This is a genomic window from Vallitalea longa (assembly GCF_027923465.1).
Taxonomy (GTDB): domain Bacteria; phylum Bacillota; class Clostridia; order Lachnospirales; family Vallitaleaceae; genus Vallitalea; species Vallitalea longa.
The window spans coordinates 19,338-31,842 of sequence record NZ_BRLB01000003.1; the positions used below are offsets into that span (position 1 = coordinate 19,338).

The window sequence follows — 12,505 nt, forward strand, 5'->3', positions numbered from 1 at the left end:
AGGTTTTAATATAACAAAACATAATTATGTATTTGATAAAAATTTATCAATATGACTAATCAAGAGAGGAAGATATTTATGAACTACACTCATGAAGTGAAAAACATGTGTTGTGTTGCAAAAGGTCCTAATCATGGTCCAGCACCAATTCCTCAAGAAGGAAAATGGGTTCAATCTAAAGAAGTAAAAGACATTTCTGGTCTTACTCATGGTATTGGCTGGTGTGCACCTCAACAAGGAGCATGTAAACTTACTTTAAATGTAAAAGATGGTATTATTCAAGAGGCATTAGTTGAAACACTTGGATGTTCAGGAATGACTCATTCAGCTGCTATGGCATCAGAAATTTTACCAGGAAAAACTATTTTAGAAGCTCTTAATACTGATTTGGTATGTGATGCAATCAATACTGCAATGAGAGAATTATTCTTACAAATAGTTTACGGAAGAACTCAAACTGCATTCTCAGAAGATGGACTTCCAGTAGGTGCAGGTTTAGAAGATTTAGGAAAAGGTCTTCGTTCTCAAGTAGGTACTATGTATGGTACACTTGATAAAGGTCCTCGTTACCTTGAAATGGCAGAAGGCTATGTTACTAAAATCGGATTAGATGAAGATGATGAAATTATTGGTTATGAATTCATTCACTTCGGTAAAATGATGGATATGATTAAAACTGGTATGGACGCAGTAGAAGCTATGAAAAAAGCTACAAGCATATATGGTAGATTCACAGACGCTGTTAAAACAGTCGATCCAAGACAGGAATAGGAGGTTAGTAATATGGCATTATTTGAAGGATACGATAGAAGAATTAAAAGCATTGAAAAAACTTTAAAAGAAAATGGCATCGGTTCTATTGAAGAAGCAAAACAAATATGTGATGAAAAAGGAATTAATGTAAGTGAAATTACTAAATCTATTCAACCTATTTGTTTTGAAAATGCATGTTGGGCTTATACTTTAGGTGCAGCAATTGCTATAAAAAGAGGGATTAAAGTTGCAGCAGATGCAGCAGAAGTTATTGGAGAAGGATTACAAGCTTTCTGTATTCCTGGTTCTGTAGCTGATCAAAGAAAAGTTGGTATTGGTCATGGTGGTTTAGGAGCTATGCTTCTTAGAGAAGAAACTAAATGTTTCGCTTTCTTAGCTGGTCATGAATCATTTGCTGCTGCTGAAGGTGCTATCGGTATTGCACGTTCTGCAAACAAGGTAAGAAAACAACCTTTACAAGTAATTCTTAATGGACTTGGTAAAGATGCAGCTTATATTATTTCAAGAATCAATGGATTTACTTATGTACAAACACAATTCGATTATAATACAAGTGAATTAAAAGTAGTTAAAGAAAAAGCTTATTCAAATGGAGAAAGAGGAAAAGTTAGATGTTATGGTGCTGACGATGTACGCGAAGGTGTTGCAATCATGCACAAAGAAGGCGTAGACGTTTCTATTACTGGTAACTCAACTAACCCAACTCGTTTCCAACATCCAGTTGCTGGTACTTATAAAAAAGAATGTGTACAATTAGGTAAAAAATATTTCTCAGTAGCTTCAGGTGGTGGAACAGGTAGAACTCTTCACCCAGATAATATGGCTGCTGGACCAGCTTCATACGGAATGACAGATACAATGGGTAGAATGCACTCAGATGCACAATTCGCTGGATCTTCATCTGTACCAGCCCATGTAGAAATGATGGGACTTATTGGTATGGGTAATAATCCAATGGTTGGTGCTACAGTTGCAGTAGCTGTTGCAGTACAAGAAGCAATGAATAAATAATAATCATATTTGATTAAGAAAATCTCTAACTATAATTGGTTAGGGATTTTTTTATTTAATAGAAGTTTTACTTTCTGTTTTCCTCGAAATCTTTTTATGAGGTATAGCCTATTTATTATTTCAATAAATGTATGATTGTGTATGTTTAGTGTAAAAAAATGCTATGAAAATACCAAAATGCTATTTTGCATTATTAGGTTGAATATATGTCTTGAAATGGCATATAAGTGAAGAAAATAGTAAGATTTTATAGAGATTTAACATTATTAATAAGCTATAATTCTTATTGTACTAGATAAGCTAAGTTTGTTGATAAGCTTATATGTATAAACTTAAGATAATTAGGAGGAAGACTAATGAAAAGATTTATAAGCTTGTTGTTATGTACTATAATGATTTGCTCTATGTTTGTGGGGTGTAGTAATAAATCAAATGATGATTCAGCTAAAGATGATACAAAAAAATCTGATGTGGTTAATGAAAATGATACATCAGAAGAAGTAACATCTAACAAAAATGATGGGGATGAGAAGTCAGAAACAAAAGAACCGATAATCATGAAATTTGCACATGCCCATCCTGCAGGTTGTCCGAGAGACCAATCAATTCAGTATTTCAAAGAGATAGTAGAAGAAAAAACTAATGGAAACATTATTGTAGAAGTATACCCAGCTGGTCAGCTAGGAAAAGAACCAGAATTAGTTGAAGCAGTTAAAATGGGTACAATTGAAGCTGTTAGAGCAGGAGTCTTCGATGCTACAGCAACAGAATTAATGGTATATACAATGCCTTTTCTATTTGAGAATCTGAAAGATTTTCAATCAATCTGTCGTGGTCCTATTGCAGATGAAATAGCTGAAGCTACCAAAGAGGTAGGAATAACAGTTACAGCAACTGGTGATGGTGGTGGATTCAGACAATGGACTAATAATGTTAGACCTATTAAAGAGCCAGACGATCTAAAAGGATTAAAAATGCGTACTCCTCCAATAGACAGTATAGTTCAGACAATGGAAGCATTAGGAGCTAATCCTGTATCAGTACCTTATGTTGAGACATATATGGGGCTGAAGACAGGTGTTGCAGATGGAGAAGAAAATCCAATTATCAATATAGGTACTATGAAATTCTATGAAGTGCAGAAATATATAACAATGGCTAACTATCAAGTACATCCTGATCCAGTTTATGTCAATACAGAGTGGCTTGAATCTTTACCAGAAGATCTAAAAGATATTATTATAGATTGTTCAAAAGAGATGATGGAATATAGTGATAGCTTAATATATGAAGCAGAAGAAAAATATATGGAAGAAATGAAAAATAGTATGGAAGTAACTATTCTATCAGCTGAAGAAAGACAGAAATTCATTGATGCTTCAAAAGTTGTGTGGGATAACTTTGTGGATCAGGGTTTGATTAAAAAAGAACATCTAGATGCAATTCTGGAAGAATTAGAATAGTTATAATATTTAAGATGAAGAGGAGTTGATAAAACTTCTCTTTATAAACATATTAATACTTTTGAAAGGATAAAAGAAAATGAAATATATAAAAGATATGTTTAAATTTTTGGATAAATTTTTAGAAATATTCAATGTTTCTTTAATGGGTATTATGGCTGTTTCTGTTATTATTACGGTATTCATGAGATATGTTCTAAATATTACATTCATCTGGGTTGAAGAGTTAATAACATTCGTATTCATTGCAACAACTTATTTCGGCATTGTATTGTGTGTAAAGGAAAAAGAACATATAGAAATAGATTTTTTCAGGAATCTGGTACCTGGTAAATTAAAAATAATTACTGAATCTATAATAACAACAATTGTAGTATTTACATTAGTTTATTTAGCTGTCATTAGTTTTGGATGGATTGATAAGGTCGGCAATACGTTATCATCTGGATTGAAGCTTAAATATAAATATGTTTATATAATGATGCCGATTTCTTTTATTTTGAGTGCATTATATGAGATAAGATCAATTATTCAAAAATGGTTTGTAGTAAAAGTACAAATAGAAAAAGCAGGGGGTAGGACATGAATATCTTAATTTTGATTGGATTTTTCTTGGTATTAGTAGTGTTAGGAGTTCCGATTGCGTATTCAATTGGTGCTTCAAGTATAGTATATTTAAGTATGCATGCTCCACAATTCTGTTGCATGTTGCCTCAGAGAATATGGTCTGGAACTAATAGTTTCATAATTATGGCTATGCCTTTATTCGTGTTAGCCGGAGAATTAATGAACACTGGTGGTATTACAAAACGGATAATTAATTTCAGCATGTATTTAGTTCGACCTTTTAAAGGTGGATTAGGGGAAGTCAATGTTGTAGCAAGCATGATTTTTGGTGGGATTTCAGGTTCGTCTGTAGCTGATACATCTGCACTTGGTTCTGTGCTTATTCCACAAATGACTGAAAAAGGATATCCAAAAGCATTCTCTGCTGGTGTTACAGTTGCGTCCTCTACAATGGGGATGATAATCCCACCTAGTATACCAATGCTTATGTATGCAATGGCATCAGGAGAATCAGTGGGATCTCTTTTTCTAGCAGGGTTGATTCCAGGGATTATGATAGGAGTATCTCAAATAGCTATAGTGTATTTAATATCTAAAAAGAATAATTATCACCCTACTTTCGAGAAATTTGATAGAAAACATTTTGCATATACAATGAAAGATGGGACGTTAGCTATTTTGATGCCTATAATTATAGTTGTATCAGTTTCCACAGGAATCGCGACAGCAACTGAATCAGCAGGAATTGCGGCATTATATGCAATCATTATAGGAGCATTGGTATATAAAGAATTTAAATTAAAGAAATTATACCCTATACTCAAAAGAACATTTTTAACATCAAGTAGTATTATGATTATAGTAGGTTTCAGTATGATTTTTTCTTGGATATTGGCTGTTGAACAAGTACCTCAAATTGTAGCAGATTTCTTTTTGAACATGAATATAGGTAAAAACTGGATTTTATTGATATTAATTATAATCATACTTTTTATAGGAACGTTTATTGATGTTGCACCTGCATTATTACTTGTTGTACCTATATTATTACCAGTTATGAAGGGGTTAGGTATAGATGGCTTGCAATTCGGTGCAATGATGATTACAGGTTGTGCTATAGGGCTTGTAACACCACCGATAGGTATGTGCTTGAATGCTGCTACGAAAGTATGTAAGTTACAGATAACGGATATATTTAAGGCATCACTTCCATTTATTGCATGCAATTTTATTGTTTTGTTACTTGTTACTTATGTACCAGCTATATCACTTTGGCTTCCTAATCTACTGTTGAAATAGTTATAAAGCATCAATTACATATTTAGATAATTATTAGCTGCATTACGGTAATCTTTGGGTGTTATGGATTCTGAATTTTTGAATGCTCTTGTGAAATAATTAGAATCATTATAACCAACTTTCAATCCAATAACGTTAATTGCCAAATCAGTATTTTTAAGAAGCTCTTTTGACTTATTTATACGTACTTGAGATAGATAGTCGCTAAAAGTAACTAATTTTTGTTCTTTGAAAAGCTTGCTAAGATAATGACTGCTTAGATTAACTTTGTTGGATACTTGTTTTAAAGATATATTATTCATGTAATTATTATTTATATAGTTGCACACTCTATCTATAACTGAATCACAAGGGATAGCATTATGTTGTTTCAATAAAGAAATAAAATAGATAACTTGTTCTTGTAAAAAACAGTATAGGCTAGATTTTGATAATATATCTTTTAATTGAGTTTTATAATTAACATTGATACTCAAAGTATTTTGTAGGGATTTGTTAATTTTGATGCATATTGATTTTTTTATAAATATAAGCATATCATATACATATTGTTTTATTGTATCCAAACTATAATCTTGTTCATATAGGTAATCAACATAATCTTTTACTATAATCAAACTAGAAGATTCATTGAGTATTAAAATATTTTCTAATAATTTGTTTTCATTATCTAGTATTTGATTAGAATTCATTGGCGATTTAAACTTTGGTTCACAAGAAATTCTTAAAGAAGGATGAGTTAATAAGTATTGCTTATAATTAATAAACATATCTTTTATACCCATCAAATCTTCAGTTGAATGACTTATGACTAAACGATTCCTTATAAGCAGGTTTGATTCAATATATATAGAAGTTTTTCTTAAAACGGTTTCAATATTATTAGTATCTATTTTGCTTTTGGTTAATAAAAGAGCATAAATCATATTTTTATTATAATTAGCAAGACATTGAAAAGATAAAGATGCAACGTCTTGTTTAATAATTTTGATTGCTCTTCTTTTTATCATGGTTTCTTTTAGTGATGATGCATCATGTATAGTATTGGAATCAAGTTCCATAACTAAACAATAAAGATAATCGAAATCAATGTTCAAAGCATTAAAATATTCTATGATCTGTGATTTTTTGCATTCAGCAAAAAGCAGATAATTAATTAATTCATTTTCAAAATAAGTACTAATTTGTTTGAATTTACATTCAATGGAAAATTTCAACTCACGATCCATAAATTCAGCTTTCGTAAGTTTAATCATTTTTTCTAATACACTTATTAGATTTTCGTTTGATACGGGCTTTATTAAAAAATCACTGGCACCGATAGTTATGGCTTCTTTTGCAAAATCAAAATAGTTATATGCACTTAAAAATATTATTTTGCAGTAGGGTAGAGTTTCTTTTATTATCTTTGCTGCTTCTATGCCAGAAATACCAGGCATTTTTATATCCATAATAATGAAATCCGGTGAAAATGAAGAAGCGATTTGAATTGCGTTTCGACCGTTGTTTGCGGTTTCAATTTTATTAATAGGCAGATTGCTATTGGAAATTATGTATTTTAATGCTTCTATTTCTATATGTTCATCATCAACAATTAATAGTTTATACATAGTTGACCTCCTGTATTACTTTATTATATAGGAAAAACAATAACTGTTCAAGTTCAACAATAATCTGGAAGGAAGTATTTTACATGAATAAATATTCAACTAAATTTGTTAGGTTAATATTACTTTTTGTGGCATTATTATATGGTATTAATCCCACTGTAGTAAAGTTAGGAATTAAAAATATGCCTGCTTTAACATTTACTACTCTAAGATTATTAGTAGCGACTATTTCCTTTTTAATTCTTTTAAATCATTCCAAGACCTATAAAAAAGTTAAGAAAGCTGATGTACATAAGTTTATATTTATGGGACTGGGAGGATTGGTTTTTCAATTAGGATTAATTTATGGATTGAAATATGTTACAGCGGCAACTGCATCTACTATTATTGCAGTAATGCCAATAAGTGTTATGATGATTAATCGTTTCGTTAAGCACAAAATCATAGAAAAAAATAAATATATAGGTGCTATTATAACAATGATGGGAATTTTCCTAATTACTCAAAATGGTGTTAATTATAATTATGATTCTAATACAAGTAAGATAGGTATCATTTTATTATTAATTGCACAATTGGCAGCAGCTATCTATACTGTCATCTCGGAAGATTTGGTGAAAAGATATTCTCATTATCAGGTGTCTACTATAATGTTCGGTTTGGTTTTTCTAGGATTCATTATAATTTCTTCTAGTGAATTAATTCGATTAGATATTAATTTGGTACCTTTAACGGGATGGGTGTGTATTCTATATGGAGGTATTTTTAGTTTGTGTATCGCTAATACACTATGGATTTTTGGAGTTGAAAAAATTGGAAGCAATGAAACATCTATTTATAATAATTTACCTCCTGTTTTCTCTTTATTGAGTGGTATGATAATTCTTAATGAAAAACCTTTATATTTACAGATAATAGGGATATTTATAGTAACAATAGGAATGTATATTTTTAGTAAAAATCGTGATAAAATAGATGGATGAGAATATCCACTTACTTAGAAAGGAGTCCTAATGATTTGAAAAGAATTAAGATAGCTATTATAATATGTTTTTGCCTTATTTTCATGTATATAAATTATGCCCGATTTTTTAACAAGGGAAATAATACGTTAGTAGATAATAGACAATTAATATTTAGATTAGCAGAAAGTAGATGTTCAAAACATCCATCAGTTAAAGCAACACAAAAATTTATTGATTTAGTTAAAGAACGAACTAACGGTGAGATTGAAATCATTAAATTCGATTCTAGTGATTTAGGGAATGAAACCAATATAGCTGAACAAATTGAATTTGGAGGAATTGACTTCGCGAGAGTAAGTACTCTTTATTTAAGTAATTATGTTGATGAGATAAATATGTTTTTTCTACCTAATATATTTAAAGATAGAAATGATATTGAGCTTTTATTAGATGGAGAAATGGGTAGTTTATTTACTGAAAGACTTAAAAATGAGAAAATTAATTTGCTAGCATGGTACGAAGGGTCTAGAAGAGGAATATATACCAATACTAGTATGATATATTTAGAAGGATTGAAAATTGGTGTACCTGAAAATGAAACAAAGATGAATGAAATGATTTCTTTATCATTTTCACCAATTCCTGTTAAGGTTGAAGATATATATAATTACATAAAATCCGGGTACATTCAAGGAGCAGAAAATGATTTGTTAGAATATTATTACAATAACAATTACGAAGTGGCTAAATATTTTTATTTTATGTCTTGCTCCTATGCGCCAGAAGCGTTGATCGCTTCAAATACTGCAATTAAGCAATTGACACCTGAACAACAAAAAATTATCAGTGAAGCAGCAAAGGATTCAGCAGTATATGAGAAAGAGGAAATAATAGAAACGGAAACTAAAGTTATTGAAGAGTTAAAGAAAGCAGGTATTAATTTTGTAGAATATGATCATATTGAAAAATTCAATGAAGCCTTTGAAAAACTATATGTACCTTTTAGAGATAAATATGTTAACTTACTTAATGAAATTACTAGAATAGGAGAAGACGATGAAAAGTAAGTATGAATATATCATGTGTAATTTAAATATGATTTCTAGGTTAGCTTTAATGAAGAATGAAGAAATCATTCAAAAAAGTATTGATGAATTAATAGAGATTATAAGGTATAAAGAACATACGGAAGATGAAATTTACATACTTCAAAGAGAAATTGATATTGTGAAAATGATGATAAATCTATATAAGATCAAAAGGGGAAATATGTTCAGAGCAATAATAAAAACCAGTTATCCTGATGCAAGAGTTTACATACCAAAAGGAATGGTCGTATGTTTTGTTGAAAATGTTTTTACTCATGCATTTTATGGTAACAAAGAAATATGGGAACTGAAGCTGATAGTAGAATCTGCACAAGATTATTGCGATATTATTATTCAGGATAATGGTGTTGGTTTTGAAACGGCTAAATTAGATGAGGATAGTAATAATTATAGATCTATAAACAATATGATATGTAAAGTTACTAAAATTGGTGAGATAACTGTTAAAAGCACACCGTGTATAGGAACGAAGATATCTATTCATTTACCTATCTAACTTATTATAATTCACTATTGAGCAGGAGTGAATAACATGAGAAAATTTCTGGAAAAATTCTTATATCCATTAGGTTTGAAGCAAAAGTTAATGTTATTTGTATTAATCATAATTATTTTTATAGTTATGGAGAATGCTTTTATTATTAAACGAGATTATAATATTTTAAGTAATTATAAAAAAGATAATAACAGTTACTCCAAGATTAGTTTACTTAAAAAGACGATTAGAATGAATAATCAGTACCTGAATGATTATTTAGATGAATCTGTATTAAAAGAAACTCAGACATTTAATGAATCCACCTTGAAAATATTATCTAATTTTAATGACACTGGATACAAAGCATTTGATGTAATTAATGAAATCGAAAAAAACTCAATCATACAAGAAGAATATTTGCTTATTCATGCAATCAAGAATGCTTTTGATATTTATAGAGATGAAGCTAATGTTACAATAAGGCAGTATAATGATAATATAACAACTAATCAATATAAAGTTAATAGAATGTATAATTATATAATAATATATATTGACCAACTTCTAGAACAATCGTCAAAAGCCATTAATGAACAATACAGTAACTTATTCTATTATTGGAATAAGACTACTAAAACAACTATTATAGTTGTCATTACATTAATTGCTATCATAACATTTATAGGAATATTTTTTTCTGACTACCTTACCAAAAATATAAAGCAAATCATAAGGATGCAGACAAAAATAGCAACAGGAGAATTAGAAATGAAAACTTATAATACTGATCTCCCAGATGAAATGGGTGAGTTGAATAGATCTCTTAACAACATGCAGATTAGTATTAAGAAAAAAATAGATCATCTAAATGAAAAAGCTATTATGGAAAAAAGATTACACCAAGAACAACTCATTAATCTTGAGATGCAGAAGTCGCTGGATAATGCTAAGTATGCTATGTTACAGTCACAGATTAATCCTCATTTTTTATTTAACACATTAAATATTATTTGTAGAAAAGCTATGTTTCAAGATTCAGAAGAAGCAGTACGACTTATCCAAGCTTTATCTGAATTGTTCAGACATACTTTGATGGATGTATCTGAATGTGTATCTCTAAAAAAAGAGTTGGAGGTTATTGAAAAATATATGTATATCCAAAAAACACGTTATGGTGATCGTATTGAATTCAATATAGATAATAGATGTTCTAATATGGATATACTGATACCTCCACTCATATTACAACCAATGGTTGAAAATGCGATTATACATGGACTTGAAAATAAAGAAGAAAATGGTAAATTAACAATTTGTATAGAAGACACATCATTATCAGTTATAGTTACAATAATAGATGATGGAGTAGGGATAGATGAAGAGAAGATTAAAAACATAATGAATGATAAGAGAAAGTTACATGATGGTAATTCAAAATCCATAGGAATAATTAATGTTAAAAATAGAATGAGATTATTTACTAAGAGAGAAGATTGTTTTTGCATCAAAAGCAAATTGAATGAAGGTACAAGTGTTGAATTCATATTTCCAAAATAAAAGATATATTTATTATTCTATAAAAAAATTTTGATTTTTACAGATTTTATGTTATACTATATGTAAGTAGTCGTTTTAATCACTACTTATATATAGTATAATAAAAAGATTTTCAGTTTTAGTTTTTTTCTATTATACATAGTTATTTTTCTAATTCATATCTGAATAAAATAAGTTATTTCTTATTTTCATATTGGATTAATTTTAGTTGAGAAAACAATAATTAATTATAAAAAAATATATTAATTATTTCTAGATATGACCTAATTATAAACATAATTGTAAACTTTTATCTATAAGTTTATTTATTGAACAATAAATAAGATGCATAATTATAATATACGCAATAATTATGCTTATTTTCTGAAACAATATTTCTTTTTAGTAATAAAACAATAAATTTAACCATGGTTTATTAAAAAGTTTATTTGCCTTTATTAATAGGCTTATACCATATATCTATTATTATATTTTTTGAAGGAGGAATGTGAATGGATTGGAAAAAAAATCTAATTACGACTGGGGAGGAATTGAAAGAATATATTCCTATGACTAGAGAAGAACAAATGTTATTTGATGATATCACCAAAAAACATCCATTTTGTACTACTAAGTATTATTTATCATTGATAGATAGAGAGAATGCTAATGATCCAATAAAGAAAATGCAAATACCTTCTTTTGGAGAAAAAAGTGAAGAAGGAAATTTTGATACTAGTGGTGAATCAGAAAATACTAAAATGCAAGGACTACAGCATAAGTATAAGACTACAGCGTTATTATTAGCAACTAATTCATGTGCAATGTATTGCAGGCATTGTTTTAGAAAGAGATTGGTGGGGCTCAGTAACAAAGAAATATTGAGCAATTTTGAACATGCGGTATCTTATATTAAGCAACATAAAGAGATAAACAATATTTTAATCACAGGGGGAGACGCTTTTTTCTTACCTACTAAGATATTAAAAGTTTTTATGGAAATATTATCTAAAGTTGAACATATTGATTTTATAAGATTTGGAACACGAATTCCTGTGGTTCTACCAGATAGAATTATAGAAGATGATGAACTTATTAGTGCTCTAGAACATTATTCGAAAATAAAACAGATATATGTAGTAACTCAATTTAACCATCCAAGAGAACTAACCAGTAAATCAATAGAAGGAATCAATAAACTTAAAAAAGCAGGAGTTATCATTAATAATCAAACTGTATTATTAAAGGGAGTTAATGATGAACCTAAAGTTCTGGCGAAATTAATGAATGATTTAGTTAAATATGGCGTTAATCCATATTATGTATTCCAATGTAGACCGGTTAAAGGTGTTAAGCATAGTTTTCAAGTTCCTTTAACAAAAGGTATCAAAATTGTAGAAGAGGCTAAAAAATCCTTAAGTGGCCATTCTAAAAGATTCAAATTCATTATGTCTCATAAAACTGGTAAAATAGAGATTCTAGGAGAATTCAACAACAAGATTTTATTTAAATATCATCAATCTCCAATAGATTCAAGAATGGGAACGGTCTTTAGTGTAAAAGTTTCGGAGAAGCAAGGTTGGCTAGACGATGATATATGTATTGAAGAAGACAATTTGAAAAAAATCGGTTGAGTTTTTTTGAGGGTTGAAATGTTGAATAATTAGAAAATAATTAATTTATTTGTTATATG

At 29.2% G+C, this 12,505-nt stretch carries 11 protein-coding genes; 10 read left to right on the forward strand and 1 reads right to left on the reverse strand.

The window, feature by feature from the left end:
• Window positions 1-78 precede the first annotated feature (78 nt).
• The 5 genes from QMG30_RS08025 (at window position 79) to QMG30_RS08045 (ending at window position 5,114) form a co-directional block, all read left to right on the forward strand.
• Window positions 79-771 carry an iron-sulfur cluster assembly scaffold protein gene (locus QMG30_RS08025; RefSeq protein WP_281814303.1) on the forward strand — a complete coding sequence of 231 codons (693 nt, stop codon included), beginning with the start codon at window positions 79-81 and terminating at the stop codon, window positions 769-771.
• Window positions 772-783: 12 nt separating this feature from the next.
• A complete protein-coding gene (locus tag QMG30_RS08030; protein WP_281814305.1) occupies window positions 784-1,785 on the forward strand; it encodes a GGGtGRT protein in 1,002 nt (333 codons plus the stop codon).
• Between the two features lie 356 nt (window positions 1,786-2,141).
• Complete coding sequence (locus tag QMG30_RS08035; RefSeq protein WP_281814307.1) at window positions 2,142-3,248, forward strand: TRAP transporter substrate-binding protein; 1,107 nt, start codon at window positions 2,142-2,144, stop codon at window positions 3,246-3,248.
• Between the two features lie 79 nt (window positions 3,249-3,327).
• Window positions 3,328-3,834 (forward strand): TRAP transporter small permease, encoded by a 507-nt coding sequence (locus QMG30_RS08040; RefSeq protein WP_281814309.1) that lies wholly within the window; start codon window positions 3,328-3,330, stop codon window positions 3,832-3,834.
• On the forward strand, window positions 3,831-5,114 hold the full coding sequence (locus QMG30_RS08045; protein ID WP_281814312.1) for a TRAP transporter large permease: 1,284 nt from the start codon (window positions 3,831-3,833) through the stop codon (window positions 5,112-5,114). The genes QMG30_RS08040 and QMG30_RS08045 overlap by 4 nt, the downstream gene beginning before the upstream one ends.
• 14 nt (window positions 5,115-5,128) lie before the next feature.
• On the opposite strand, the gene QMG30_RS08050 is transcribed toward QMG30_RS08045, so the two are convergent.
• Window positions 5,129-6,724, reverse strand: coding sequence for a response regulator transcription factor (locus tag QMG30_RS08050; RefSeq protein WP_281814315.1), 1,596 nt, complete (start codon window positions 6,722-6,724; stop codon window positions 5,129-5,131).
• A gap of 83 nt (window positions 6,725-6,807) precedes the next feature.
• On the opposite strand from QMG30_RS08050, the gene QMG30_RS08055 reads away from it, so the two are divergent.
• From QMG30_RS08055 to QMG30_RS08075, 5 genes are all read left to right on the forward strand, one after another.
• Window positions 6,808-7,707, forward strand: coding sequence for a DMT family transporter (locus QMG30_RS08055; protein ID WP_281814318.1), 900 nt, complete (start codon window positions 6,808-6,810; stop codon window positions 7,705-7,707).
• 35 nt (window positions 7,708-7,742) lie between these two features.
• Window positions 7,743-8,756 carry a TRAP transporter substrate-binding protein DctP gene (gene dctP / locus QMG30_RS08060; protein WP_281814321.1) on the forward strand — a complete coding sequence of 338 codons (1,014 nt, stop codon included), beginning with the start codon at window positions 7,743-7,745 and terminating at the stop codon, window positions 8,754-8,756.
• Window positions 8,746-9,294, forward strand: coding sequence for a sensor histidine kinase (locus QMG30_RS08065; RefSeq protein ID WP_281814324.1), 549 nt, complete (start codon window positions 8,746-8,748; stop codon window positions 9,292-9,294). The genes dctP and QMG30_RS08065 overlap by 11 nt, the downstream gene beginning before the upstream one ends.
• A 36-nt stretch (window positions 9,295-9,330) precedes the next feature.
• Window positions 9,331-10,833, forward strand: a complete 1,503-nt coding sequence (locus QMG30_RS08070; RefSeq protein WP_281814328.1) for a sensor histidine kinase — start codon at window positions 9,331-9,333, stop codon at window positions 10,831-10,833.
• A 491-nt stretch (window positions 10,834-11,324) separates the two neighbouring features.
• Window positions 11,325-12,446 carry a KamA family radical SAM protein gene (locus tag QMG30_RS08075; RefSeq protein ID WP_281814331.1) on the forward strand — a complete coding sequence of 374 codons (1,122 nt, stop codon included), beginning with the start codon at window positions 11,325-11,327 and terminating at the stop codon, window positions 12,444-12,446.
• Window positions 12,447-12,505 lie beyond the last annotated feature (59 nt).

What these genes read in the sequence shown, in the direction of transcription:
- QMG30_RS08070 (WP_281814328.1), top strand. Translation starts at nt 9,331, where the DNA reads ATGAGAAAATTTCTGGAAAAATTCTTATATCCATTAGGTTTGAAGCAA.
- QMG30_RS08075 (WP_281814331.1), top strand. Translation starts at nt 11,325, where the DNA reads ATGGATTGGAAAAAAAATCTAATTACGACTGGGGAGGAATTGAAAGAA.
- QMG30_RS08065 (WP_281814324.1), top strand. Translation starts at nt 8,746, where the DNA reads ATGAAAAGTAAGTATGAATATATCATGTGTAATTTAAATATGATTTCT.
- QMG30_RS08055 (WP_281814318.1), top strand. Translation starts at nt 6,808, where the DNA reads ATGAATAAATATTCAACTAAATTTGTTAGGTTAATATTACTTTTTGTG.
- QMG30_RS08035 (WP_281814307.1), top strand. Translation starts at nt 2,142, where the DNA reads ATGAAAAGATTTATAAGCTTGTTGTTATGTACTATAATGATTTGCTCT.
- QMG30_RS08025 (WP_281814303.1), top strand. Translation starts at nt 79, where the DNA reads ATGAACTACACTCATGAAGTGAAAAACATGTGTTGTGTTGCAAAAGGT.
- QMG30_RS08050 (WP_281814315.1), bottom strand. Translation starts at nt 6,724, where the DNA reads ATGTATAAACTATTAATTGTTGATGATGAACATATAGAAATAGAAGCA.
- QMG30_RS08030 (WP_281814305.1), top strand. Translation starts at nt 784, where the DNA reads ATGGCATTATTTGAAGGATACGATAGAAGAATTAAAAGCATTGAAAAA.
- QMG30_RS08040 (WP_281814309.1), top strand. Translation starts at nt 3,328, where the DNA reads ATGAAATATATAAAAGATATGTTTAAATTTTTGGATAAATTTTTAGAA.
- QMG30_RS08045 (WP_281814312.1), top strand. Translation starts at nt 3,831, where the DNA reads ATGAATATCTTAATTTTGATTGGATTTTTCTTGGTATTAGTAGTGTTA.